This is a genomic window from Enterobacter asburiae (assembly GCF_001521715.1).
Taxonomy (GTDB): domain Bacteria; phylum Pseudomonadota; class Gammaproteobacteria; order Enterobacterales; family Enterobacteriaceae; genus Enterobacter; species Enterobacter asburiae.
The window spans coordinates 1,545,178-1,571,817 of the sequence record NZ_CP011863.1 but is presented as its reverse complement, the minus strand read 5'-3'; the positions used below and the strand labels follow the sequence as shown (position 1 = coordinate 1,571,817).

Here is a 26,640-nt window from a genome sequence, read left to right as displayed (position 1 = left end):
TAACAGTTGGTTTAAAACTCATGCTTTAGCCATCTGATATACCTCGCGTGAGGAATAAAAACTGTGTTTTTATGAATTTTACGCATAAAACTGCTTGCCTTGTCGTCTGCGCCGTGCGTTAATGGTCCTCTGGTTTTGAGTCCAAATAAATATCTGACGTAGTTTTATAAAGCAGTTCTCATCACGTTGTGCCTCTCCGCAGCCTCTCTTGGGTCTTTATCTACTTTCCGATTCGTTTTGTTTAAAACCATTATTGCCCAATCGGCCCATTAGTAATTTACGTTTTACGTGTCAGGAGAATCCTATGACTTCTTATATTCATTTCCGCTGCCCATGCTGTCATGGCTCGCAGTACCGTACCTCAGTCTTTGATATGTCTGAGAAAAACCCACTCGGCGCGAAATGCATCTTTTGCAAATCGTCTATGATTACGCTCGATCACCTGGCCGCTGCGCGTCAGGCGCAAAGCCACGTTACCGAGTACCGTAAGTAATTCATTTCGCGAACTATAACAGTTAGCTAAATCTTCTCTTTTTCTCCTGCTGATATACACTGTCGGTCACAAGGAGAATTTGATGAAAAAATACCAGCGTCTGGCGCAACAAATTATCTCGCAGATTGAGCTTGGCGTATGGCTGCCGGGCGATAAGCTGCCTTCGCTGCGAGAGCAGGTGGCGAGCAGCGGCATGAGTTTTATGACCGTTGGCCACGCGTATCAGATGCTGGAAAGTCAGGGGCGCATTGTCGCCAGACCGCAGTCGGGCTATTACGTTGCCTCGCGCCCGACCGCACATCAGCCTGCTCCACCTGCCCAGGTGATGCGTGACGAAGCGGTGGATATTAACACCTACATCTTCGACGTCTTACAGGCCAGCCGCGACCCGTCCGTTGTTCCTTTTGCCTCCGCGTTTCCCGATCCCCGACTTTTCCCGCTGCAGCAGCTCAACCGCTCGCTGGCTAACGTCAGCAAAACCGCGACGGCGATGAGCGTGATTGAAAACCTGCCCCCGGGTAACGTCGATCTCCGCCACGCCATTGCCCGTCGCTACGCGCAGCAGGCGATGAACATCTCCCCCGAAGAGATTGTGATCACCGCAGGCGCGCTTGAAGCGCTCAATCTCAGCCTGCAGGCGGTAACCGAGCCGGGCGACTGGGTGATAGTCGAAAACCCGTGTTTCTACGGCGCGCTTCAGGCGCTGGAACGCCTGAAGCTCAAAGCGTTGTCGATTGCGACGGATGTCCGCGAGGGGATTGACCTGAATGCCCTTGAACAGGCGCTGAAGGAGTATCCGGTTAAAGCCTGCTGGATCATGACCAACAGTCAGAACCCGCTTGGCTTTACGCTGAGCGCGGAGAAAAAAGCGCAGCTTGTCGCGCTGTTAACGCAGCACAACGTCCCCCTGATTGAAGACGATGTCTACAGCGAGCTCTATTTTGGCCGCGAAAAGCCGCTCCCGGCGAAAGCATGGGATCGCCAGGACATGACGCTGCACTGCTCGTCCTTTTCAAAATGCCTGGTGGCTGGTTTTCGCATCGGCTGGGTTGCGGCAGGAAAACACGCGCGACGCATTCAGCAGCTGCAGCTGATGAGCACGCTCTCCACCAGCTCACCCGTGCAGCTGGCGCTGGTGGATTATCTGGCGACGAAACGCTACGACGCCCATCTTCGCCGGCTGCGGCGGACGCTCGCCGAGCGTAAGCAGCAGGCCTGGCAGTCTCTTCTGCGCCATATGCCTGCCGGCGTCAAAATCCACCATAACGACAGCGGCTACTTTTTATGGCTGGAGCTTCCGGCGCAGCTGGATGCGGGTCTGCTCAGCGAAAAAGCCTTAACGCACCACATCAGCATTGCGCCCGGAAAGATGTTTTCCACCTCCGACGCGTGGACACCGTTCTTTCGGTTTAATACCTCCTGGGCCTGGGGAGAGCGAGAAGAGCAGGCGGTCATTCAGTTAGGAAAATTAATTAGCGCGATGCTGGAATAAACTTTTCTCCGTTATTTAAATAATCAATTCTTATCCTGATGACGGCACGGCGAATATTTCGCGGTGCCCGGTCATAGGAAATCTGCATACCGTCTCTCGCGGCTAACTCCTTGTCTATAATCCAGTTAACGGGGAATGCGCCCTCGGTCACACCTTGATGAAATTTCCTGAAGCCGTACGGTGCGGCGCATTTGCGCGGTCTACGTTTAATAAGGGAGATATTTTTACGGCACGGCTGCCGCTAAATTTCATTGCGACAGGAGTAACTCTTATGAGCAAACATTTTGCCCGCAGCAGCCTGTGCGCGCTCGGCATGACTGTCATGACAGCGCAAGCCGCAGAACCACCAAAGGCCATCGGCGACGGGGAAGGTCGGCTGGATATTATCGCCTGGCCTGGATATATCGAACGCGGACAGACGGATAAAAATTATGACTGGGTCACCCAGTTTGAGAAAGAGACCGGATGTGCGGTCAACGTCAAAACGGCGGCCACGTCGGATGAAATGGTCAGCCTGATGGCGAAAGGGGGATATGACCTGGTCACCGCCTCGGGTGACGCCTCCCTGCGCCTGATCATGGGGAAACGCGTTCAGCCCATTAACCCCGACCTTATCCCCAACTGGAAAACCCTCGACGCGCGGATTGTGAAAGGGGAATGGTTTAACGTCGGCGGGAAAGTCTACGGTACGCCGTATCAGTGGGGGCCAAACCTGCTGATGTACAACACCAAAACCTTCCCGACGCCGCCGGACAGCTGGAGCGTGGTCTTTACCAAACAGGATCTGCCGGACGGTAAAACCAATCAGGGACGCGTGCAGGCGTACGACGGGCCGATTTATATCGCCGATGCCGCGCTGTTCGTCAAAGCCACGCAGCCGCAGCTGGGTATTAAAGACCCGTACCAGCTCACCGAAAAACAGTATGCCGCCGTGCTCAAGGTGCTTCGCGACCAGCACGCGCTGATCCACCGCTACTGGCATGACACCACCGTCCAGATGAGCGACTTCAAAAATGAAGGCGTCGTGGCCTCCAGCGCCTGGCCGTATCAGGCGAATGCGCTGAAGGCTGAGAACCAGCCCGTTGCTACCGTCTTCCCGAAAGAGGGGGTGACCGGTTGGGCGGACACCACCATGCTGCACGCCCAGGCAAAACACCCGATGTGCGCCTACAAGTGGATGAACTGGTCGCTGACGCCGAAAGTGCAGGGCGATCTGGCGGCGTGGTTTGGCTCCCTGCCCGTGGTTGCAGAAGGGTGTAAGGCCAGCACGCTGCTGGGTGATAAAGGCTGCGATACAAACGGTTATAACGAGTTCGACAAAATCATGTTCTGGAAAACCCCCATCGCCGAAGGCGGCAAATTTGTCCCATACAGCCGCTGGACGCAGGATTACATCGCCATCATGGGCGGTCGTTAATTGCCCGGGAGCAGAACATGACGTACGCGGTAGAGTTTAACAACGTTTCCCGTCTGTACGGAGACGTACGGGCGGTGGATGGGGTCACCATTGCTATTCGTGACGGAGAATTTTTCTCCATGCTGGGGCCTTCGGGCTCCGGCAAAACCACCTGCCTGCGTCTGATAGCGGGTTTTGAACAGCTGTCAGGCGGCACGATTTCTATCTTCGGCAAAGAGGCGAGCGAACTGCCTCCCTGGGAGCGGGATGTGAACACCGTCTTTCAGGACTACGCGCTGTTCCCGCATATGTCGATCCTCGACAATGTTGCCTACGGGCTGATGGTCAAAGGCATCGACAAGAAAAAACGCCATGCGCAGGCCCGTGATGCCCTGGAAAAAGTGGGCCTGAGCTTTGCCGTTGCCCGCAAACCTTCGCAGCTTTCCGGCGGCCAGCGGCAGCGTGTCGCCATCGCCCGGGCGCTGGTCAATGAGCCGCGCGTCCTGCTGCTGGACGAACCCCTGGGTGCGCTCGATCTCAAACTGCGTGAACAGATGCAGTTCGAGCTGAAGAAACTTCAGCAGGAACTCGGTATCACCTTTATTTTTGTCACCCACGATCAGGTCGAGGCCCTTTCCATGTCAGACCGGGTGGCGGTTTTCAATAACGGGCGCATCGAGCAGGTGGATACCCCGCGCGATCTCTACATGCGTCCGCGCACGCCGTTTGTCGCCGGTTTTGTGGGCACGTCCAACGTCTTTGATGCAGGCCTTGCGCAGAAAATATGCGGCATGGAAGGCAGCTATTCCCTGCGCCCGGAACATATTCGCCTTGATGAGGGCGGAGACGTTCAGGTTCAGGGCATCGTGCAGGCCGTTCAGTATCAGGGGGCGGCCACGCGTCTGGAGCTGAAACTTGCCGACGGTGCCAAGCTGCTGGTGAGCCAGGCCAATCTCAGTGAAACCTCGCCGCTGAGCGGCATTGCGCCGGGGCAGGCGGTGATGGCGTCGTGGTCACGCGAGGCGATGATTCGCCTGCACGAGGAGAGGTGAAATGTCTATGAGCGTTGCGCATCCTCCCGCCTCGCACGGCCGCTTAAGCCGCATGACGGCGCTGTTCTGGCGTAAACCGTCGCTCGGCCTGTTCATGCTTCTGCTCGCACCGCTGATGTGGTTTGGCATCGTCTATTTAGGATCGCTTCTGACCCTGCTGTGGCAAGGGTTCTACACCTTTGACGATTTCACCATGGCCGTCACGCCGGATCTGACCCTGGCGAACATTCAGGCGCTTTTCAACCCGGCCAACTACGACATCATCCTGCGCACGCTAACGATGGCGATTGCGGTGACGATTGCCAGCGCCATCCTGGCATTCCCGATGGCGTGGTACATGGCGCGATACACCCGCGGCAAGTGGAAAGCGTTTTTCTATATCGCCGTGATGCTGCCAATGTGGGCGAGCTACATCGTCAAAGCCTACGCCTGGACGCTGCTGCTGGCGAAGGACGGGGTGGCGCAGTGGTTTCTCAACCATATGGGGCTGGAGCCGATCCTGACCTCACTCCTTACGCTCCCGGCGATTGGCGGCAACACCTTGTCCACCTCCGGGCTGGGGCGGTTTCTGGTCTTCGTCTACATCTGGCTACCGTTTATGATCCTGCCGGTCCAGGCGGCGCTGGAACGCCTGCCTGCCTCGCTACTGCAGGCCTCAGCCGACCTTGGCGCGCGCCCTCGCCAGACCTTTCGCTACGTCGTTCTGCCGCTGGCGATCCCGGGTATTGCGGCAGGTTCAATATTCACCTTTTCCCTGACGCTGGGGGATTTCATCGTTCCGCAGCTGGTGGGGCCGCCGGGTTACTTCATCGGTAACATGGTCTACTCGCAGCAGGGTGCCATTGGCAATATGCCCATGGCCGCCGCGTTCACGCTGGTGCCCATCGTTCTGATTTCACTCTATCTGGCGTTCGTGAAACGTCTGGGAGCATTCGATGCACTCTGAACGCGCACCGCTGTTCCTGAAAGTGGCAGCCTGGGGAGGCGTTATCTTCCTGCACTTCCCGCTACTGATTATCGCGACCTATGCCTTTAATACCGAAGACGCTGCCTTCAGCTTTCCGCCGCAGGGGCTGACGCTGAAGTGGTTTAGCGTGGCGGCGGGGCGCGGCGATATTATTGAATCCGTGACGTTGTCACTTCAAATTGCCGCGCTATCCACCGCGATTGCCCTTGTGCTTGGCACGCTTGCTGCAGCGGCGCTGTGGCGAAGCGAGTTTTTTGGCAAGAATGCGATCTCGCTGTTGCTGCTATTGCCGATTGCGTTACCGGGGATCATCACCGGTCTGGCGCTGCTGACGGCATTCAAAACGATCGACCTTGAGCCGGGCTTTTTCACCATCGTGGTGGGACACGCCACCTTTTGTGTGGTGGTGGTGTTTAACAACGTGATTGCCCGTTTCAGACGCACCTCCTGGAGCCTGGTGGAAGCGTCGATGGATCTCGGGGCCGACGGATGGCAAACCTTCCGCTATGTGGTGCTGCCCAATCTGGGTTCCGCGCTGCTGGCCGGGGGAATGCTGGCGTTTGCCCTGTCGTTTGACGAGATAATCGTCACAACGTTTACGGCGGGACACGAGCGCACGTTACCGCTGTGGTTGCTCAATCAGCTCGGTCGTCCGCGCGACGTGCCGGTCACCAACGTCGTAGCACTGCTGGTGATGCTGGTGACAACTATCCCCATTCTGGGAGCCTGGTGGCTAACCCGCGACGGCGAGAACATCGCCGGCAGCGGGAAATAACAGTGAATTCAACAGGAAAATGCTATGCAAACACAACTGCTGATAGAGGGAAAACTGGTAACCGGAGAGGGAGAAAAACAGCCGGTCTATAACCCGGCCACTGGAGAACTCCTGCTGGAGATTGCCGAGGCGTCAGCGGCTCAGGTCGACGCGGCGGTTCAGGCGGCCGACCGTGCTTTTGTGGTGTGGGGACAAACCACGCCGAAGACCCGCGCCGAGTGCCTGCTGAAGCTGGCGGATGCGATTGAAGCGCATGGGGAGGACTTTGCCCGGCTCGAATCCCTAAACTGCGGCAAGCCGCTGCACTGTGCTCTGGGAGATGAAATTCCGGCGGTGGTTGACGTTTTCCGTTTCTTCGCCGGGGCCGCCCGCTGTCTTAACGGGCTGGCCGCCGGGGAGTACCTTGACGGCCACACGTCGATGATCCGCCGCGATCCGGTGGGCGTGGTTGCCTCTATTGCCCCCTGGAACTATCCGTTGATGATGGCGGCCTGGAAACTGGCGCCCGCGCTGGCGGCAGGGAACTGCGTGGTGATTAAGCCCTCGGAGATCACGCCGCTGACCGCGCTGAAGCTGGGAGAGCTGGCAAAAGATATCTTCCCGGCAGGCGTCCTGAACGTGCTGTTTGGCCGGGGAAAAACGGTCGGCGATCCGCTTACCGGACATGAAAAAGTTCGTATGGTCTCGCTGACCGGTTCGATTGCTACTGGGGAACATATCATCGGCCATACGGCATCCTCCATTAAACGCACCCACATGGAGCTGGGCGGTAAAGCGCCGGTTATCGTCTTTGATGATGCCGACCTGGATGCGGTTGTCGAAGGGGTGCGGACGTTTGGTTTCTACAATGCCGGGCAGGACTGTACGGCGGCCTGCCGTATTTATGCCCAGAAGGGCATTTATGCCGCGCTGGTGGAAAAGCTGGGCGCAGCGGTCGCCAGCCTTAAAATGGGGGCGCCGGAGGATGCCTCGACCGAACTGGGCCCGCTCAGCTCGACCGCCCATCTTTCACGCGTCTGTAAGGCCGTCGATGAGGCGAAAGCGCTCGGTCATATCCGCGTTGTCACGGGCGGGAGCAAAAAAGAGGGGGCAGGCTACTACTTCCAGCCAACCCTGCTGGCGGGGGCAAAACAGGACGACGCCATCGTTCAGCGGGAGGTGTTTGGCCCGGTGGTGAGCGTCACCGAGTTTGATGACGAGGCGCAGGTGCTGGCCTGGGCGAACGATTCGCAGTATGGCCTGGCGTCATCGGTCTGGACCAAAGACGTGGGCCGCGCCCATCGCCTGAGCGCGCGGCTGCAATACGGCTGCACCTGGGTGAATACCCATTTTATGCTGGTGAGCGAAATGCCGCACGGCGGCATGAAATTATCCGGCTACGGCAAAGATATGTCGGTCTACGGGCTTGAGGATTATACGGTCGTGCGGCATGTGATGATCAAACACTAAACCCGTCATGCCTGGTCGCATGCGCGGCCAGGCGTTTCCCACGCCCGCCATGAGTGTTACGCAAGATACTCAATTGTTATTACCCATTATATTTAAGTGGTTATTCTGTAACGAAAAAACTTGATCTGTATCAACATATGACGCATATTGCGTGCGGTTATTTTTTCGGCTCTGGTATACAGAATGACGTTGTATCAAAAGATGTTGGTTTTTTACGCAGTTATGGCTTCCATCTGCGCATTAATTACCTGGTTCCTCTCTAAAGACCGCAAACGTATCCGCCTGCTCAGCGCTTTTCTGGTGGGGTCAACCTGGCCAATGAGCTTTCCCGTTGCGCTGCTGATCTCGCTTTTCTGAAGCACGCTTCCATTTTTAAAAATGAATATGGCATTCCAGATACGGTAACTGTATAAATACACAGTGCATCGTGAAAGGAGTGCTTATGAACAGTTTTTACTCGCAGCAGGCCGGTTGTACCGTGCGCTGGCATGACCTGCCCGGCACCGGCGATCCCATGGTGTTCATTCACGGGCTGGGCTGCGCCTCTTCCTATGAATATCCCCGTGTTGTTCATGACCCGCTGTTTGGCGCGCGCAGAGCGATTCTCATCGACTTGCCCGGCAGCGGCTACAGCGACAAGCCTGAGCACTACAGCTATAAAACCACCGACCAGGCGCACGTTGTGGCGGAACTGATTGACCACCTTAAGCTGGATGCCTTCTGGTTATACGGCCACAGCATGGGCGGCAGCATTGCTATCGAAACGGCCGGGCTGCTGGCGTCGCGCGTGAAAGGGCTGATGGTGTCAGAGCCCAATTTTCATGCGGGTGGAGGGATGTTCAGCCGGTCTATTGCAGCGCAAACCGAGCAACAGTTTCTGAGCCAGGGCTATGACGACATGCTCAGCGCGGAAAAAACGGCGTGGGCGGGATGTCTGAAGAGCAATGCGCCGTACGCCGTCTGGCGGGGCGCATCGAGCCTGGTGGCGGGCGTTGAGCCCGAATGGGAAGCACAGTTCCTGTCACTTCCTTGCCCGGTAATGTTGATTTTCGGCGAACTGTCTCTGCCTGATGACGATGTGGACAATCTGAAGCAAAAGGGCGTTGAGGTAAAAATCATCCCTGCGGCGGGGCACTCGATGTCGTGGGAGAATCCGTCTGCGCTGGCACAGACGTTAGCCGGGTGTATGACGGAGTGATGTGCGCAAAAGTTCCGCCCGGCGGCGCTACTCTTGTTCGGGCCTGACAACGATGAAGAATGTAGGCCGGGTAAGCGGCAGCGCCACCCGGCAAGAAATGCGGCTACATTGTTAATCAGCGTTCAGCGCAATAACGCGTGTAAGGCCTGACGCGCACCGGGCTGAACATCATGCGGATGCTGGTAATCAATGTTCTCTATCGCGCGGCTATAGAGTGCGACCAGCCAGTCGTATACGTACGCGGTGGCCGCATGCACAGGCTGTTCTCCCAGTCGCGTCAAGCGAGGCTCGGCGCTGCTGACCACTGGCGTAACGAAGATTGCCTGCCCCTTGCGGATGCGGCTTGCCGGACGTACCGCCACGGGCGTCTGGTCGTAACCCAGCCAGCCAATGAAATTGCCCATCACGGCATGCAGTTGCGCAGCGCTGCTTTTATCCGCTTCGACGATACGCTGAAGCTGTTGAGGCAGATCGAGCCGGTAGCTGGTGACCACCAGGACATCCGCGATTTGCTGTAACACCGCAGGCTCCAGCCCAAGGCGCGCGGCCGTGGCCTCATTGCGGCTCCACTGACGCAGATGATTTATCCAGACTCTGTGCGCCAGACGCGCTTTGTCTTTTGTCTGGAACAGGCCGGTGCTTTCCTGGGTATTCTCGGCAAACAGGTCAATAGTGTCCGTAAACAGCCCGTTCACGTGCTCCTCGCGCGGCTGCTGAACGGCGAGCAGCGTTTCAAAGGCTTTCAGCGGCGGCAGGAGGCCTTCAAGCAGTTCGCCGTGGCGGGCGGCGCTGTTTTGCAGCGTGCGCACCATGTTTTCGGCCTGAGCGCGTCTTGTCCCCGGTTCTTCAACCAGCGGTGCCAGATAGCTCTGCATAAGCGATGAGAGTTCCTGTCGCAGCAAGCCTTTCAGCGTGCTGAGACGCTTCTGTCGCTGGGCGGGCAGCGTGGCCTGAGACAGCCATTCGATGACGCGCTGCATGCTGTGGCTGTCCAGCGCCTGAAGCGTGCCCCAGCGTAAACCCGGCTTTCCGAGCAGATGCTGTACGGCTTCATCGAGATTCTGTCGGGTGGTAAAGCGGGCATCGTGTGGGGTAATCGCCCATACCAGGCCGGGCAGGGCAGATTCTTCAGCAGGCTGCGTCTCCTTGACCCAGTTCATCAACACTTTTGCTTTTTTGGCCGTCTGCTCGTGCTGCGCCGTCGCATTGCAAATCACCAGCACATCCGGCTGAAGCTGCTGACGGTAATGCTCGAGCAGCCACTGGGACTTCGCCTGGCGTAGCGGGTCGGCACGGTTATCTTCAAAAACCGGAATATCAATAATATCGACGTTATCCAGCGCGCCGTTCTCAACCGGCAGCACCAGCTCGCGGGTCAGGAAGGCGAGCACGTCGACGGGGATGCTGATGGCGTTTAGCATTTCACCGCTGTTCAGCGGATGAAGCAGCGTCTCCTGCGCGTCCTGAAGATCTAACGTGCCGTCGTGCGTCAGGAACCCTTCACCCGGCAGGCCAAAGCTGTCCACCAGCAGGCTAAGCGGAGCAGCAAGCTCGCCGGCATGGCTGGTAGGGTGCAGCACATGGGCCAGTTTTAACCACTGCTGGGTCAACTCCTGCTGCTCGCCCCACAGCAGCGACCAGACGCTGGCCCGCGTGCTGAGATCGAGAGAAGGCACCAGCCGGGCGAACTCATGCCACAGGGCATCATCAATTTGCTGTTTCGCGGCGGGTACGGTGCTTTGCCAGAAGCGGGCAATCGCACCCACTTCCTGAGCCGTGATACCGGGCACGCCCTGCGGCTGGCGCAGCCCGCGCCATTTCTCCAGACGAGTCTCAATGACCGCCTTTTCTACCGCGCGCATCTGCGGATGCAGCGTTGTGCGGGCAATAAACAGCTGTACCAGCTCGGCCTCGGTGACCAGGCTCAAACGCAGCGGGAACGCCTCATCCGCCACCTCCGGGCTTTCCGGCGTGAAGCGGACGGCCATGTTGGTCAGGGCATGTCCCGGATTGATATGCGAAAAATAGTCAAAGGTGCGCTGGCCCGGCGTCACGTTCAGGCGTCCATTACCGCTGCCGCACAGGGATAACAGCAGATGGGCTTTCGCGCTTTGCGAATGACCGTAAAGCCCAATGCTGCTCAGGCGCGTCAAGGCGCGTTCAATGGCCTGCTCCCGCGCCTGCGCCGCGTTGATGCGAGCAAGCAGGGCGTCAGCATCGTTATCCAGCACAGGGGCGTTCAGGCGCGTCTCATTAATCCACCCGATTAAGGCCTGAGTGGTGGTCGTCGTCGCTGTCATTTCAGGTATACGCTCCCGCTGTCGATCCAGTAGTGGCTACCGCTGTGTCGGCGATCGGCCAAAGTATTCAGTTTGAAGGTTAATGCGTCAGGTGCAACCGGCGTGCCGTCCTGCAGCCAGGCATCGCTCAGCTCGAAGGCCTCAGGGCCTTCCTGCTTGCTGCCGCCGCAGAGCTTCAGCCGCACGTTCAGCACGCCGTCACCGGCAATGGCTTTCGCCAGTTCAGCCGAGTTGATGCTGAGCGTGTAGAGCGGCGTGGCGGGCCAGCGCGCGTTCGCCAGCTGGCGGAAGCCGAGGGTGACGTTACCGCGCAGCGGGAAGTGCAGACGCGCGTCGAGCTTCGCGCCCGGCTTATCGAGGTCGATATCCTGATACCAGACGTTTTCCTCGCGCAGGGTATTAATGGTGTTATCCAGCACGCCGAGATAGCGCACGGTGGAATACGCGCCAATGTCCGCGGCTTTAAAGTTGAAGCGCGGCAGACGCAGGTCGAGCGCCAGGCTGCAGAGCATGGCCCCCACGGCGGCCGTCGATTTCGGGTTGCCAATGCGCCCCTGCTGGCTGAAAGGATACCACTCGTGCACCTGGTATTTATCCAGCCAGACGATGCGGTTGACCGGCACCGGCTGCAGATGGCGAATGAGCGCCTGAACGCCAGGCAGGCAGCCGGGGCGTCCGGTGATCAGCAGAATATCGCAACTGTAATGGGATATCGCCTCGCACACCGCGTGAAGCGGCGAGGCCAGCGTAAACTGCCCGGCCAGCATCGCATCCTGCATTTCGCGGAAATTCACGTGCAGCGGCACCGCGAACAGGTCAAAAGCTTCTGAACCCGCAGGCAGGGCATGGTCGATCGCCTGCTGCAGATAATTCATTACGTTACGGGTCGGTTTCTGCGGCAGGAGATCGCCAAAGGTGGCATGCAGACCGGCCAGCGGATCGTCAACGTCGCTCGATTCCCACGCGGCAAGAATAGCGTGGCCAATCGGCATAAAGAGCTGAAGCGCCGTTTGCTGACGGAGTACCGCCTGGGTATCGATGCGCCCGGAGTCACCGAATAGCGACGCCATAAGCAGCGAGGCGTCCGCAATACCGGATTTCTGCAGCTGCGTTTGCAGGGCAGGCAACACGTAGCGCTGAATGACGTCCAGAAGCGTGTCGTCACCCGCGACTTTAAAGCCTTCACGGAACAGCAGCTGCGGGGTGATTTTGACGTTATTGCCGGAACCGTCATCCAGCTGATAATGGGTGATCGCCATATCCGTTGTGCCGCCGCCGATGTCGATGGACGCGACGCGCAGCGCGCGGCCCGGCTGGCTGCCCGACTCAGGCTCACGGTCCGGGCGGGCCAGGGAGGCGAAGAAGGCTTCGGTCTGACCGCCAAAGCGGGAGATCGCTTCGTTATACAGCCAGACCAGTTGACCGCAGCTGGCTTCATCCCACTCCATCTGGATTTCAGGAACCGGCACCACGCTTTTATCCTGCTGTTTGCGGGTGACAAAATCCTCATCCTGCGGGTGCCAGCCCATCGCTTTCCAGACGATGGCGATGGCTTCAAACATGCGGCGACGGAAAATCTCGCGCTCCTGCTTTGGCATGGCCGAGGGCAGGGTCAGGATCAGGGTGCGCAGCTGGCGCGGCGATGCCGGGAAGCCCAGACGCAGGCGCGTGGCGACGCTGTTGATCTGCCCCAGCGCCTGCGCCAGCAGCTCGCACAGCATGTGCGTCATCAGCGTACTGCGGCTGTACTGCGGCGAGAAGACCGGCAGCCGCTCGTCCTGCGGCAGCGTGAAGAGCGGCTCGCCGTCATCGTTCATCAGGTTCATCAGCGGAAACGCGGTGGCAAGCGGCTCACGCTGAGTTTTGCTGTTCATCTGGCTAAAGCGCCAGTCCTGTACGACCGGCGTTTCATCCCACAGGTAGCGACGCGGGCTGGAGATGCCGCTGTTGCCTTCGGTCCCCAGACGCTGCATTGCAAGCTTGCGGGCTTCATCACCCACGCGAACAATCGACGGCCAGACAAAGGCGTCTTCGCGGCCGCTTTCAACCGAGAAGTGCTGCTTGCCAAAGCGCGCTTCCGAAAACTCGAGACGGCTGGTGAACAGCGGCGCATTCAGGAACTGCGGCTCGCTTAGCGAGCGGACCTGCAGCTCGGCGGTCTGTCGCAGTCCATCGTTCGCATCGCCGTGGTCTTCAATAATGACGCCGCAGGTGTGGGTATTGCCCACGTCGAGGATCAGGTCGACCGGAATGGCTGGCGTGCTGAGCGTATGGGTAACAAATTTCACTTCCGGCACGGTGAGCTGTTCACCGAGCATGGTCATCAGGTTGAGCCAGTGGGCCTGATATTCAAACCCGCGCATCGCCTGCTGGAGATCGCGTTCTGAGCGGTTTTCAACGCCGTCGGCATACTGGGTAAATGCCTCGCGCAGCCAGCCGTCGATCCAGGTCTGGTCGAGGAAACTTTCAACTTCGTTGTCTCGCCAGGCCAGCGCGAATCGGGTCCCGTTCAGAATATCGTTTTCAACCGGAGACAGGGCGGACGTGGCGTGTTCAGCTATCTGGCTGTCGAGGGCGAGGGTCACGCGGTGCGTATTGCCTGCCGTATCGGGTGTATCCAGCCTGCGCACCTGAACGCGGGCCCAGTTATCCGGCCCCTCAACAAAGGTGCGCGGAGGGTTGAAGCGCTGGAACGGAACCGGAAGCCAGACGCCGTCCAGCACCGCCAGGGACTGATGCAGCGGGATGGTGGTTTCCGGTTTAACCACTTCAGGCTGTCCGCCGTTCGTTCCCGGCACGGTATAGCGCCCGTTAACCAGGTCGAAATCGAGCCGCAGCAGCGGGCCGTTCGCGGTTTTACGTACGAAGCGCCCGTTGCTGGCGGTGTCCTGCGGCGTCAGACCGAAATCAAGGAACTGCACGCCGCTGTTGGCAATAAGCGTGACGCTTTGTTTATAGTCGCAAAGATTAACCAGCATAGGATCAGGCACCTGCTTTCTTGAACGTCAGGGGAACGACGGTATTGGCATCATAACGGGCGCGACATTCTGCGATATCGCTGGCGCCTGCTTTACAGGCAACCTCCGGCATCGGGTAGCGGGAGCCGTCGGTGCAGCGGGCAGTACCGCGACTTTTAATCATCAGCTCGCCGTTGCTGTGCAGGCCGGAGAAGACCTCCGCGCGGCAGACAACGTTGTCGCCGTGGACAACCCGGGCGAAGCCTTTATTGTTCTGGATCTGATAGCGCATTGACGGCGGCTTGCCGGTAACCGGATCTTTCACGTCCAGAACCGCACGCCAGGTGCCGTTCAGGAAACGCGTCGATCCCGCTTTCACCTGATTCGCTTCCATCACCATGGCATCTTTCGGGATGGCGACAATCACTACCGGGGCGGGCTGTGGCGCAGGCGCAGGCTCTTTTTCTTTGCTTGCCAGGACCTCTGCCTGATGCAGCGGCAATTTCATGGCCAGCGGCTCAACCGCTTTGATCGGCTTTGGCGCAATCTCTACGGGCTGAGGTGCGGGCACAGGGGCGGGCTCAGCGGAAGGCGACTGTTTTGGCCACAGCAGCGGTGCGGCAATGGCGGCAACGATCGCGAGGGCAACCGGCAGCGTCCACAGGGGAACGCGGCGCTTTTTCGCGACGATCGGCACAGCCGGTTCCTGAACGGGGTGCGCAACGGCCGGCTCCGGCTCCGGCTCATACAGTTCTTCCGGCGTGATACGCACCACCGTGGAAGGGGCGATCAGCGGCTCGTCGGCATGTTCAAAGGCCACCACCGGCTCTGGCTCAGGCTCGGGCTCAGGATCTTCAATCAGAACGGGGGCAGGCTCAGGGACCAGCGATTCACGCAGGCAGTCGAGAACATCGTCGCGCGCATTTTCGTTCAGGTTTACAAACCCCCAGAAGCTGATGACCGGCTTTCCGTCCACGAGGAAGAGGAAGTTTTCACCCGGGAACTGAAACGCCTTCGACAGCAGAGAACCAAAAAGCTGCTGCGCGGTTTTGGGAGACTGGAGGCATTTTTTGCTTAACGACTCAACGCTGGCTAGCGTGTTTTCCAGATAGCGCAGGGCGCGATAGCGGTCATCCTCATCGGCCGCTTTCCAGCTGGTTACGCTCCCTTCAACAGGGGAATACCAGTCCACGCGGTCACCGCTGTCGTTGACCTGCGGAATAGCCAGACAGTCGACGATGGCCTGTTGTTTGCGCAACCGGAGCGCTTCCCGGATTTGTAACGCTGATTCAAAAACGGCTTGTCCGCCGCCGCCAACGGCCTGAAAGTCATCCAGGTTACCGCTGCGTAAAAGAGTTTTTGCCACGATTTGATCCCATATACTTCTTCACACCGTTACTTTAACGAAACGAGGAAGCAACCAAACGGGGGAAGAGACGCTAAAAGGACCGATTTCTTGCGGCATAGAAAGTGACGGTTGTGCTTGACGAATAATGGCCCTTAAGGCAAATCACCTTTTCGGACGCTGGCTGTTAAAACAGCAAAAAACGCGGCTTTAGAATAACCTGATAGTGTTTCGTTATTTGCCAGGTCATATCGCCTGTGCTGTTATTACTGTCTTATATAATAAAACTGTCAGGGTTATAACCATGTCTACAGGGAAAACACTGCTCGCCCTTGCGCTGAGCGCGCTGTTACCAGCCGGTGCCGCATGGGCGGCAAACAGCGACACCCTTATTTACTGTTCTGAAGCGTCCCCCGAGTCCTTCAACCCGCAAATCGCCAGCTCTGGCCCGTCTTTTGTGGCCAGCTCTCAGGTACTTTACAATCGCCTGATCAATTTTGACCCGGTGAAAAACACCCCGGTCCCGTCGCTGGCGGAGTCCTGGACGATTTCGCCGGACGGCAAGACCTATACCTTTGCCCTGCGCAAAGGGGTGAAGTTCAACAGCAACAAATACTTCAAACCGACGCGCGACTTTAACGCCGATGACGTTATTTTCTCGGTTTTGCGTCAGAAAGACCCTAAACATCCGTATCACAACGTGTCGCAGGGCAACTACGAATACTTTAACGATGTCGGGCTCGATAAGCTGATTCAGGACGTGAAAAAGGTCGACGACTATCACGTTCAGTTCACCCTCAGCGAGCCAAACGCCGCGTTTCTGGCCGACTGGGGGATGGATTTCGCCTCGATTCTTTCCGCCGAATACGCCGACGCGATGCTGAAAAAAGGCACGCCAGAAAACGTGGACACCTGGCCGATTGGCACCGGGCCTTATGTCCTGCAGCAGTACAAGGTGGATTCGCTGATCCGCTACGTCGCTAACCCGAACTACTGGGAAGGCGAGGTGCCGACGAAGCATCTCATCTTCTCCATCACGCCGAACGTAGAAACCCGTCTGGCGAAGCTGCAGACCAACGAGTGCCAGATCATTCCTGCGCCGTCCCCGGTTCAGTTTGACGCGATCAAGAACAACAAAGACCTGACGCTGCATTCGGTCGATGCGCTGAACGTCGGCTATCTGGCGTTCAACACCGAGAAAAAACCGTTTGATAACGTGCTGGTGCGCCAGGCGCTTAACTACGCGACCGACAAGAAGGCGATCGTCAATGCGGTCTTTATGGGTTCCGGTACGGTGGCAAAATCGCCGATCCCGCCAAATATGCTGGGCTTTAATAAAGACCTGAAGGACTACAGCTACGATCCAGAAAAAGCGAAAGCGCTGCTGAAGCAGGCGGGGCTGGAGAAGGGGGCGGAAGTCACGCTGTGGTCAATGCCGGTTCAGCGTCCGTATAACCCGAACTCGCGCCGTATCGCAGAGATGATTCAGAGCGACTGGGCGAAAGTCGGCGTGAAGGCCAAAATTGTCTCTTACGAGTGGGGCGAATATCTCTCCGGAATGCGTAAAGGCGAACATGACTCCGCGCTGTTTGGCTGGATGTCCGATAACGGTGACCCGGACAACTTTGCCGACGTGCTGCTGGGCTGCAACAGCATTAAAACCGGATCAAACGCCGCGCGCTGGTGCGATAAGGGTTATGATGCTCTGGTGCAAAAAGCGAAGCTGACCAGCAGCCCGGCCGAGCGCGCGAAACTCTACGGCCAGGCACAGGAGATTTTCTACCAGCAGGCGCCGTGGATCGCGCTGGCAAACGGGAAAACGTTCTATGCAACCCGCAGCAACGTGACCGGATACAGCGTCAGCCTGATGGGCAGCGATTTCTCTAAGGCGAAGCTTAACTAATATGTTGCCCGGTGGCGCTGCGCTTACCGGGCCTACGGTTTCCCCTGTAGGCCGGGTAAGGCGCAGCCGCCACCCGGCGATTCACAAGGAGTGACAATGTCACATTTAAACGAAGTTACCGCCCGTGTGGACGCCGCTATTGAAGAGAGCGTCATCACCCATATGAATGAACTGCTGATCGAATTAAGCCATGACGCAGAGCTCAGCCGTGAAGATCGCTACACCCAGCAGCAGCGTCTGCGTACCGCGATTTCGCACCACGGTAAGCAGCATAAAGAGGAGTTGGACGCGCGGGAGGAACATCTGACCAAAGGCGGCACCATACTGTAACGATCAAAACTGTCGCCGCGCCACCAGCCAGGCCCCGACGACCAGCATCACCGCGCCGCATACCGGGCCAATCAGGGCGCGCAGCGGAACGCCGTGGCTCCTCAGCACGTCCATTACCAGCCCGCCAATCAGCTGGCTTGCCACCAGCACGGCGATAGTCGTCGCCGCGCCAACGTTCTGATACCCGCTGATGCTGGCAAACACGAAAAACGAACCCAGCAGCCCGGGGATAAGCGTCCACCAGCGTACCGTTGCGGCCAGCTCGCTGAATCCGGCGACGCCCTGTTTCAGCAGCAGAATGCTGACAAATAGCACAATGCCGACCAGGGAGTTCAGCAGCATCGCGATAAGAATGGTGGAGGAGGACTGGGTGATACGCACCATTAAGGTGTTTTGCACCACCAGACCTATTCCCGCCGCCACCAGAAACGCCAGCGTCAGTGACTGATTCATGGGATGGCGTCCGGATCGCTGCGCTCGTCCAGCTGCAGCTGCATAAAGGTTAAGTCCAGCCAGCGGCCAAACTTGGTTCCCACCTGCGGCATCTGCCCCGTGGTCACAAAACCAAGCGTTTCATGGAGGTGAATCGAGGCATGGTTTTGCGCTTCAATACCGGCCACCATTACGTGTTTACCGATGGCGCGGGCCTCGTTAATCAGCGCGACCATCAGCGTGCGGCCAATGCCTTTGCCCTGATGGTCCGGGTGGACGTAGACCGAATGCTCAACCGTATGACGGAAACCGTCGAAGGCGCGCCAGTCGCCGAAAGAGGCGTAACCGGTGATAACGCCGTTTTCTTCACTCACCAGAACCGGGTAACCCGCGAGCGTGCGCGCCTCAAACCACGCGATTCGGTTATCGGTATCGACGGTTTTATCGTTCCAGATCGCGGCAGTATGCAGCACCGCGTGATTGTAGATTTCTCCTATCGCGGCGCAGTCTTCTTTGCTGGCATGACGAACGATCATGATTAACCCTCTGTGTGTTGTTCACTATAGTATTACGTTATTCCTACGATATTACACAATCGTATCGCCCGATCGCTACGGCATAAGCCATATTTTTTTGTTATCAAAACCCCATTGAAATGCCGTTCATACACTATAGTATGACGTCATGAACACCATAACAGACACGATGAATCAACGGATTAGCGCAAGAATTCGCCTTGAACGCGAGTCTCGCGGATGGTCCCTGAGCGAGCTTGCTGACCGGGCAGGGGTTTCGCGCGCGATGATCCACAAGATTGAACGCGGAGACAGCAGCCCGACGGCCACCTTGCTTGCTCGCCTGTCTGGTGCGTTTGGCATCAGCATGTCAACGCTTATTGCCCGGGCCGAAATGCAGGAGGGCAAGCTGCTGCGCCTTGCAAACCAGCCCGTCTGGCGAGATCCACAGACGCACTACCTCCGCCGCCATGTTTCTCCCCGCACCGATCTGCCCATCGACCTTGTTCAGGTTGAACTGCCCGCGGGCAGCGATGTTCCGATGCCTGCCTCTTCTTACGCGCTGGCTCGTCAGCTTATCTGGCTCCAGTCCGGCGAGCTGGTGTTCCAGGAGGGCGATACGCGCCACGAAATGCACGCCGGAGACTGTCTCGAGCTGGGGCCGCCAAATGACTGCCGGTTCATCAACGAAACGAATGAAACCTGCATCTATCTGGTTGTACGGCTTAACCAGTCTGCCTCGTAATGCTAATGCGATAATGCCGATCGTGAGCCAGGCTGTAATGACATTTGTACCAGAAGGAGATCCCGATGAATCAACCTGTTTCGCAAAATCGCCGCTGGGTACTGGCCTCTCGTCCACAGGGTGCGCCGGTCGCGGAAAATTTTCGTCTCGAAACGCAGCCTGTTCCCGCCCCTGCTGAGGGACAGCTTTTGCTGCGCACCGTCTGGCTGTCGCTGGACCCTTACATGCGGGGGCGCATGAGCGATGCGCCATCCTATTCACCACCGGTTGAGCTGGGCGCGGTGATGGTGGGGGGAACGGTTAGCCGCGTTGAGCAGTCGAATCATCCCGATTTCAAACCGGGTGAGTGGGTGCTGGGCTACAGCGGCTGGCAGGAATATGAACTCTCGGACGGCAGCGGCCTGGTGAAGCTGGGCGAAAATCCGTCACATCCTTCCTGGGCGCTGGGTATTCTGGGCATGCCGGGCTTTACCGCCTATATGGGGTTGCTGGATATCGGGCAGCCAAAAGCGGGCGAAACGCTGGTGGTCGCCGCGGCGACAGGCCCGGTTGGCGCGACCGTCGGGCAGATCGGTAAAATCAAAGGTTGCCGGGTGGTCGGGGTCGCCGGTGGGGCTGAAAAATGCCGCCATGCCGTTGAGGTCCTCGGGTTTGACCTGTGTCTGGATCACCACGCGGCCGATTTTGCCGAACAGCTGAAACGTGCCTGTCCGCAAGGAATTGACGTCTATTATGAAAACGTCGGCGGGAAAGTATTTGACGCCGTGCTGCCGTTACTGAATACCTCCGCGCGCGTGCCGGTGTGCGGCCTGGTGAGCGGCTACAACGCGACGGGCCTGCCCGAGGGGCCGGATCGCCTGCCGCTCCTGATGGCGACCATCCTGAAGAAACGCATTCGTATGCAGGGCTTTATCATCGGCCAGGATTACGGTCACCGCATTAAGGAGTTCCAGGAAGCGATGGGACGCTGGGTGCAGGAGGGCAAAATTCACTATCGTGAACAGATAACGGACGGGCTGGAGAACGCGCCCGAGGCGCTGATTGGCCTGCTTGAAGGGCGTAACTTCGGCAAAGTCGTGATTCGCGTCGCGAGTGACAATAAATAAACAGCATTATGGCGGGGTTTCCCGCCATATTTATTTGTGAAGATACGATATATTGTCTTTAATTAATGGACATGGCATTTCGCGCCCGCTTCCCGGATGGGCCCGAAACCAATAAAAAAAACAAATTTTGCTTTTTTGATGTTTTTACGTACTTCCCACCACCAGGCATGACGATACAGGATATATCGGACCAGCGTCGTTTTATTAAAACTGGCGTTTAAAAATAGCATTAAGTTTTAGCTACAGGAATTGAACATGCTTGATTTGGACCACTTAGAAAAAGCCCAAAGGGTCAGTCTTACCATGCAAGTTGAACACAGTTTGAAAGGAGCGTTAATTACAGGCTCACTCAAACCTGGGGCACGACTGATTACGAAAGAGATCGCCGATAAATTAGGAACCAGTATTACCCCGGTTCGCGAGGCGCTGTTGCGCCTGGTGTCATCAGGGGCGTTACACGCCACGCCGGCGCAGGCATTTCTGGTTCCGGAGGTCACGCTGGAGCGCTATAACGAGATTAACGCCATTCGCAAGCAGCTTGAGCCGATGGCGGTCGCCGCAGCCTGTCAGAATATGTCTGATAGCAAACTGGAGGCGTTGCGCAAATTGTCAGATGCCTTTCATGAGGCCATGCGCAACGGGAACGTCCAGCAGGCATTGCATGCGAATCGCGTCTTCCGGTTTACGCTGTATCAGTATGCGGAAATGCCAACGCTTAATGCATTAATTGAGCAGCTGTGGGTACGCATCGGGCCCTGTATGAACTATCTGCATCAGGAGCTTAACGACATCAAAGCCTCGACATATCACTATGACGAACTGCTTTCCGCCCTTGAGCGAAGAGATGTTGTTGCCTGCCAGAAGGCGATTGATAAGGTGATTGATGAAGCGAATTTGCTTTTACAGCGACAATATTTTAACTAAGAGATTATTTAGCAGAGCGACTATATTCCGCACCTAATTATTTATCCGGTGAATAACTCCTGATGGTTTATTGCCATCAGGAGCGTTATTTCATTAATAAAATAAACTTTTCTTTTCGCTTACTCGAAGCGATAAGAGACCGACAGCCCGACCCCGTAGTTGCGGCCTGGTGCAGGCTCGTAATAACGACCGTTAGACTCGTTGACAATAACCGAGCCCGCGTACTCTTTATCGAACAGGTTATCGACGCGGCCAAAGACATCCATGCCCCAGCTGCCGTAGTTGAATTTGTACCCGGTGTTCAGCCCGACCACCGTATAAGACGGCGCTTTCGCCGTATTTTCGTCGTCGGCCATGATATCGCTCATGTAGCGCACGTCTGAGCCCGCGTACCAACCTTCCTCTGGCTGCCAGCCAAACGAGGCGTAACCCATGTTGCGGGCAATGCCTGGCATACGATTACCGTTACAGTCTGCGTCGCTGCACACGTTAGTCCGGTAAGTGGCATCCAGATACGTCCATGCCATCTTCAGCTTCCAGTTCTCAGCAAACTGCTGGTCGAGGGAGACTTCCACCCCCTGACGACGGGTTTTACCGGCATTTTTATAGCTGGTACGCCCGCCAGAGCTGGCATCCACCACGATCTCATCATCCGTATCGGTGCGGAACAGCGCCGCGGTCAGCAGGCCATTGCCGATGCGGGTTTTGCTGCCCACTTCATACGTGTTGTTGGTGGACGGCTGCAGGCCGATGTTCAGGCCGCCCTGGTTATCGGCACGATAGGAGAGTTCGTTGATGGTTGGCGTTTCGAATCCACGACCTGCGGCAGCGTAGAGGTTCCATCCGTCCGTCACCGCATACTTCACGGAACCGGCCGGGAGCCACTTGTGATAGCTCGCGTCACCGCTGTCGTCACCGTTGCCCGGCGTAACGTAATGGTCGTTGGAATCAAACCACACCGAGCTGTAGCGCACCCCCGCATCCACCGACAGTTTCTGCGTCAGCTGCCAGCTGGTTTGCAGGTAAGGGTCAACGTTCCACATCAGGTTACGTTCGTTTCGACGCTTGTCACCCTTCACGCCGTAATCCGGCACGCCGTTGTTCATCACGAAGTTCTCGTATCCGCGACGATCTTCGCTCAGGTTTTCGTAGTTCAGGCCGGTAGTAAACGTCACCGGCACCAGCAGCTCGCCACGGTGCGTCCAGCGGGTATCGATACCCTGATAATGACGCTGCATATCAATCACGCCGCCGGAGTGGGAGGCTTTTAGCTGCGGCTGATACGGAATCGACTGGTACTGCGTCATTTCACGCTCGCCGGCGTACATCATCACGCTGAGGTCGTCCTGGGTGCTGAGCTGACGATCGTAGCGCAGACCGGCCTGGGTCTGTTTGATGGTCTTGCGGGTGTTGTACTGATCGCCGCGCGGAGACTGACGCGGATTGTTCTGCCACTCCTGATAGCTCAGCCCGCCCGGATCGTTGGCCTTCATGTCCACGCTGTTAAAAATCAGCGTCAGCTTGCTGACGTCGTCAATGCGCACGCCCAGCTTGGCGTTAGCGAGGTTCTTCCGCGCGCCGCTGTGGTCGCGGTAGCCTTTGGTGGTGAAACGGGTGGTGGAAACGGTGTAATCCACATCGCCCGCGTGGGTGCCGTCACCCATCGCGCCGGTGGCCTTCATGCCGTAGCGCCAGGTACCGTAGCTGCCGTAATAGCTGCTGGCTTCAATGGTCGGCGGCTGCTGCCCGCTCTGGGTGTTTATGTTAATCACGCCGCCGGAGGCGTTGCCGTACAGGGCTGAGAAGGGGCCGCGCAGCACTTCAACGCTCTCAACGCTGGAGAGATCGATGTTGGACGTCTGGCCCTGTCCGTCCGGCATGGTGGCAGGGATACCGTCGACATACATACGGATACCGCGCACGCCAAACGTTGAGCGGGCACCAAACCCGCGCATTGAAAGCTGGAGATCCTGGGCATAGTTCTGGCGGTTCTGAATTTGCAGTCCCGGGACGCTGCCCAGAGATTCAGACAGGTTGATGCGCGGGGCGGCGTGGCGCATGTCATCGCCATTGACGACGCTGACCGCGGCCGGGGTATCCAGCTCCGATACGGTTTGCGGCGTGGCGCTGACGATCATGGTCTGTTCCTCCGCGCTCATTGCGGTTAGCGGCGCGAAAGTAACGGGAACCAGCAGCAGCGGGAGAGAAGCCTTACGGGCAGAAATGATTTTCATGAATAAAACCGGTTGTGGTGTATAAACGAACCAAATGGAACATGTCCATACATGTTAAAGGTTTTGTAAATGTTTTGAAAACTATAACCGCACATTGCGTTAATGAAAGGCGAGACGCGAAAGAAAAACTCCACATTCAGTTCATTAATGATTACTATTCTCATTATCAAAAGGCAATGCCATGACGTTGCCTGCCGGAAGTGATGTCAGCGGAAACCCCTCTTTTCAGAAAAGGAATTGTTATGTCTTTACGTCATCTGTGCTCGCCGCGTCTGAGCCTGTCACTGCTGTCTGCCACTTTACTGCTTGCCGGGACGTTCCAGGTGCATGCCGCCGAAGAGGTGCTGCGTAAAGCGGTGGGCAAAGGGGCGTATGAAATGGCGGTCAGCGAGCAGGAGAATGCGCTGTGGGTGGCGACCTCGCAAAGCCGCAAAACCGATAAGGGCGGGGTTATCTATCGCCTTGATCCGGTCACGCTGGACGTGACGCAGGCGATTCACAGCGATCTCAAACCCTTTGGCGCCACGCTCAACGGCGCGACGCAAACCCTGTGGTTTGGCAACACCATCAACGGCGCCGTGACGGCCATCGATGCGAAAACGGGCGACGTGAAAGGGCGACTGGTGCTCGATAATCGCCAGCGCAGTGAAACCGTCAAACCGCTGCAGCCGCGCCAGCTGGTGGCGGATGACGCGAGCAACACGATTTACATCACCGGTGTCGGCAAAGAGAGCGTGATTTGGGTGGTGGATGGCGCCACCCTGAAGCTGAAAGAGACCATTGCCAATACCGGTACGTACAGCACCGGCCTGGCGCTGGATGCGCAGGCAAAACGCCTCTACACCACGAATGCGGACGGCGAGCTGGTAACCATTGATACGTCCACGAACAAAATCCTGAGCCGCAAAAAGGTGCAGGATGACGGCAAAGAGCACTTCTTCCTGAACCTCAGCCTCGATACCGCCGGCCAGCGCGCGTTCCTGACCGATTCAAAACAGCCGGAAGTGCTGGTGGTGAGCCTGAAAGACGGCAGCGTGATGGAGAAGATCGCTGCGCCTGAATCACTGGCCGTCCTGTTTAACCCAACGCGCAATGAAGTCTACGTGACGCACCGTGAAGCCGGTAAGGTGAGCGTGATTGATGCGAAAACCTACAAGGTGACCAAAACGTTCGATACGCCGGTTTACCCGAACAGCCTGGCGCTCTCTGCCGATGGTAAAACGCTGTACGTGACGGTGAAACAAAAATCCACTCGCCAGCAGGAAGCCACCCAGCCTGACGACGTTATTCGTATCGCGCTGTAAGATAAAAAAAGGGAAGGCATTTGCCTTCCCTTTTTAACGCTTACCGGATGCTTAACGCGAGGTTTCTTCCACCAGTGGCGCGTCGTGTTTTTCATCGTCGTGATGAACCGGCGCGGTGCTGTGGATCTCGTGAACGCGCTTACGCACGCCGAACCAGCCGGCAATCAGCAGCACGGCCAGTAGCGGAATGGTCGCGATGGTGTAGGTACCGTTCGGGTAGTCGAACGCCATCAGCATCAGCACGCTGAACAGGAACAGCAGGGTGAGCCAGGAGGTCACCGGTGCGCCCGGCATCTTGAAGCTCACATCAGCCGCTTTGCCTTCTTTGATCGCTTTGCGCAGACGCATCTGGCAGACCACAATAAAGGCCCAGGAGGCGATAATCCCCAGTGCAGCCACGTTCAGAACGATCTCAAATACGCGGGACGGCACCAGATAGTTCAGGAATACGCCAAATACGTACACCACCAGCGTCGCCAGAATACCGGCGTACGGCACGTGCTGCTTGCTCATCTTCGACATGAATTTCGGCGCAGAGCCGCCCATCGACATAGAGCGCAGGATACGACCGGTAGAGTAAAGGCCGGAGTTCAGGCTGGAGAGCGCCGCCGTCAGAACCACGATGTTCATGATGCTGCCAACGTATGGCACACCCAGCTTAGAGAAGAAGGTCACGAACGGGCTCTGACCCGCCTGATATGCAGTCCACGGGAGCAGCAGAACCAGCAGCACCACGGAACCGACGTAGAACAGACCGATACGCCAGATCACGCTGTTAATGGCTTTTGGCACCATGGTCTGCGGATCTTTACATTCACCTGCTGCGGTGCCCACCAGTTCGATGGAGGCGAAGGCGAACACCACGCCCTGAACCAGGACCAGCGCAGGCAGCAGACCGTGCGGGAAGAATCCGCCGTTATCGGTAATCAGGTGGAAGCCGGTGGCATTGCCGTCCAGCGGCTTGCCGCTGCCGAGGAAGACGGTACCCACGACCAGGAAAATCACGATGGCCAGCACTTTTACCAGCGCAAACCAGAACTCCATCTCCGCGAACCACTTCACGCCGATCATGTTCATGGTGCCGACAATCGCCAGCGCGCCAAGCGCAAAAACCCACTGCGGCACATCGCCGAACGCGCCCCAGTAGTGCATATACAGCGCAACGGCGGTGATATCGACAATACCGGTCATCGCCCAGTTGACGAAGTACATCCAGCCCGCAACGTAGGCCGCTTTTTCACCGAGGAATTCACGGGCGTAAGAAACGAAGCTTCCGCTGGAAGGGCGATGCAGTACCAGTTCACCCAGCGCACGAAGAATAAAGAAAGAGAAGATCCCGCACACCAGATAGACCAGGGCGAGAGCCGGGCCAGCCATTTGCAGACGCGCACCCGCACCTAAAAACAGACCCGTTCCGATAGCGCCGCCGATGGCGATCATTTGAACCTGACGGTTGCCCATCGCTTTGTGGTAGCCCTCTTCGTGGGAGTTCAACCAGCGACGTTTAGCAGCATGATGATCGGCTGCGCTTTTATTGCTTGTTTTCATTGAGTTACCTGTTTGCCTGTCTGAACCATTATCGTGATAGTCCTGCCTGGCAGAGCGCAATACAAACGATTGCTTCTGCGCAAACACATGTCGCCTTCCCAGTCATTCTGCGTATGGATAAGGCGAAACATGGCGAGGCATCCTACCTGCAATTCATAAGCGACGCAAAATATAA

General features: G+C 57.4%; 22 protein-coding genes. 15 read left to right on the top strand and 7 right to left on the bottom strand.

Annotation, left to right across the window (positions count from 1 at the left end; translation table 11 throughout):
• Positions 1–304 precede the first annotated feature (304 nt).
• The 9 genes from ymcF to ACJ69_RS07710 all read left to right on the top strand — a co-directional run bounded on the left by ymcF (position 305) and on the right by ACJ69_RS07710 (position 8,822).
• Complete coding sequence (ymcF, locus tag ACJ69_RS07750; RefSeq protein WP_023335881.1) at positions 305–493, top strand: cold shock small protein YmcF; 189 nt, start codon at positions 305–307, stop codon at positions 491–493.
• Positions 494–575: 82 nt separating this feature from the next.
• The gene (locus ACJ69_RS07745; protein ID WP_059346840.1) at positions 576–1,985 is read left to right on the top strand and encodes an aminotransferase-like domain-containing protein; all 1,410 of its coding nucleotides are present in this window, start codon (positions 576–578) and stop codon (positions 1,983–1,985) included.
• Between the two features lie 271 nt (positions 1,986–2,256).
• On the top strand, positions 2,257–3,402 hold the full coding sequence (ydcS, locus tag ACJ69_RS07740) for a putative ABC transporter substrate-binding protein YdcS (protein WP_054829637.1): 1,146 nt from the start codon (positions 2,257–2,259) through the stop codon (positions 3,400–3,402).
• A gap of 17 nt (positions 3,403–3,419) precedes the next feature.
• The gene (locus ACJ69_RS07735) at positions 3,420–4,433 is read left to right on the top strand and encodes an ABC transporter ATP-binding protein (protein WP_059346839.1); all 1,014 of its coding nucleotides are present in this window, start codon (positions 3,420–3,422) and stop codon (positions 4,431–4,433) included.
• 1 nt (position 4,434) lies between these two features.
• The gene (locus tag ACJ69_RS07730) at positions 4,435–5,379 is read left to right on the top strand and encodes an ABC transporter permease (protein WP_059346838.1); all 945 of its coding nucleotides are present in this window, start codon (positions 4,435–4,437) and stop codon (positions 5,377–5,379) included.
• Positions 5,369–6,175 (top strand): ABC transporter permease, encoded by an 807-nt coding sequence (locus ACJ69_RS07725; RefSeq protein ID WP_029741505.1) that lies wholly within the window; start codon positions 5,369–5,371, stop codon positions 6,173–6,175. The genes ACJ69_RS07730 and ACJ69_RS07725 overlap by 11 nt, the downstream gene beginning before the upstream one ends.
• A 24-nt stretch (positions 6,176–6,199) precedes the next feature.
• The gene (gene patD, locus ACJ69_RS07720; protein ID WP_059346837.1) at positions 6,200–7,624 is read left to right on the top strand and encodes an aminobutyraldehyde dehydrogenase; all 1,425 of its coding nucleotides are present in this window, start codon (positions 6,200–6,202) and stop codon (positions 7,622–7,624) included.
• Between the two features lie 183 nt (positions 7,625–7,807).
• Positions 7,808–7,981, top strand: a complete 174-nt coding sequence (locus ACJ69_RS07715; RefSeq protein ID WP_014883956.1) for a GhoT/OrtT family toxin — start codon at positions 7,808–7,810, stop codon at positions 7,979–7,981.
• An 85-nt stretch (positions 7,982–8,066) separates the two neighbouring features.
• Entirely contained in the window at positions 8,067–8,822 is a 756-nt protein-coding gene (locus ACJ69_RS07710) for an alpha/beta fold hydrolase (protein WP_059346836.1), read from the top strand.
• 122 nt (positions 8,823–8,944) lie between these two features.
• Here ACJ69_RS07710 and ACJ69_RS07705 read toward each other — a convergent pair whose 3' ends face one another.
• Genes ACJ69_RS07705 through ACJ69_RS07695 form a run of 3 tightly spaced genes read right to left on the bottom strand, consistent with a single transcriptional unit; the run spans position 8,945 to position 15,445 of the window.
• Entirely contained in the window at positions 8,945–11,122 is a 2,178-nt protein-coding gene (locus ACJ69_RS07705; RefSeq protein ID WP_059346835.1) for a virulence factor SrfC family protein, read from the bottom strand.
• On the bottom strand, positions 11,119–14,100 hold the full coding sequence (locus ACJ69_RS07700) for a virulence factor SrfB (RefSeq protein ID WP_059346834.1): 2,982 nt from the start codon (positions 14,098–14,100) through the stop codon (positions 11,119–11,121). The genes ACJ69_RS07705 and ACJ69_RS07700 overlap by 4 nt, the downstream gene beginning before the upstream one ends.
• A 4-nt stretch (positions 14,101–14,104) precedes the next feature.
• Positions 14,105–15,445, bottom strand: a complete 1,341-nt coding sequence (locus tag ACJ69_RS07695) for an SrfA family protein (RefSeq protein WP_059346833.1) — start codon at positions 15,443–15,445, stop codon at positions 14,105–14,107.
• Positions 15,446–15,728: 283 nt separating this feature from the next.
• On the opposite strand from ACJ69_RS07695, the gene ACJ69_RS07690 reads away from it, so the two are divergent.
• Positions 15,729–17,327, top strand: a complete 1,599-nt coding sequence (locus ACJ69_RS07690; protein ID WP_059346832.1) for an ABC transporter substrate-binding protein — start codon at positions 15,729–15,731, stop codon at positions 17,325–17,327.
• Between the two features lie 96 nt (positions 17,328–17,423).
• Positions 17,424–17,657, top strand: coding sequence for a YdcY family protein (locus tag ACJ69_RS07685; RefSeq protein ID WP_054829638.1), 234 nt, complete (start codon positions 17,424–17,426; stop codon positions 17,655–17,657).
• Positions 17,658–17,660: 3 nt separating this feature from the next.
• Here the strand turns inward: ACJ69_RS07685 and ACJ69_RS07680 are convergent, their stop codons facing one another.
• Complete coding sequence (locus ACJ69_RS07680) at positions 17,661–18,110, bottom strand: DMT family transporter (RefSeq protein WP_023335868.1); 450 nt, start codon at positions 18,108–18,110, stop codon at positions 17,661–17,663.
• Positions 18,107–18,625, bottom strand: a complete 519-nt coding sequence (locus ACJ69_RS07675; RefSeq protein ID WP_059346831.1) for a GNAT family N-acetyltransferase — start codon at positions 18,623–18,625, stop codon at positions 18,107–18,109. Before ACJ69_RS07675 ends, ACJ69_RS07680 begins: the two co-directional genes overlap by 4 nt.
• Before the next feature lie 148 nt (positions 18,626–18,773).
• Here ACJ69_RS07675 and ACJ69_RS07670 point away from each other — a divergent pair, with 148 nt between their 5' ends.
• From ACJ69_RS07670 to ACJ69_RS07660, 3 genes are all read left to right on the top strand, one after another.
• Entirely contained in the window at positions 18,774–19,349 is a 576-nt protein-coding gene (locus ACJ69_RS07670; protein ID WP_023311983.1) for a helix-turn-helix domain-containing protein, read from the top strand.
• Positions 19,350–19,414: 65 nt separating this feature from the next.
• Complete coding sequence (locus ACJ69_RS07665) at positions 19,415–20,455, top strand: NADP-dependent oxidoreductase (RefSeq protein WP_054829639.1); 1,041 nt, start codon at positions 19,415–19,417, stop codon at positions 20,453–20,455.
• A gap of 255 nt (positions 20,456–20,710) precedes the next feature.
• Entirely contained in the window at positions 20,711–21,379 is a 669-nt protein-coding gene (locus ACJ69_RS07660) for a GntR family transcriptional regulator (protein ID WP_023311981.1), read from the top strand.
• 119 nt (positions 21,380–21,498) lie between these two features.
• Here the strand turns inward: ACJ69_RS07660 and pqqU are convergent, their stop codons facing one another.
• Positions 21,499–23,613: a TonB-dependent receptor PqqU gene (gene pqqU / locus ACJ69_RS07655; protein WP_059346830.1), complete on the bottom strand. Its 2,115-nt coding sequence runs from the start codon at positions 23,611–23,613 to the stop codon at positions 21,499–21,501.
• A 242-nt stretch (positions 23,614–23,855) separates the two neighbouring features.
• Here pqqU and yncE point away from each other — a divergent pair, with 242 nt between their 5' ends.
• Positions 23,856–24,917, top strand: coding sequence for a 7-bladed beta-propeller protein YncE (yncE, locus tag ACJ69_RS07650; protein ID WP_054829640.1), 1,062 nt, complete (start codon positions 23,856–23,858; stop codon positions 24,915–24,917).
• 51 nt (positions 24,918–24,968) lie between these two features.
• On the opposite strand, the gene ansP is transcribed toward yncE, so the two are convergent.
• Positions 24,969–26,465, bottom strand: coding sequence for an L-asparagine permease (gene ansP, locus ACJ69_RS07645; RefSeq protein WP_054829641.1), 1,497 nt, complete (start codon positions 26,463–26,465; stop codon positions 24,969–24,971).
• Positions 26,466–26,640: the final 175 nt, after the last annotated feature.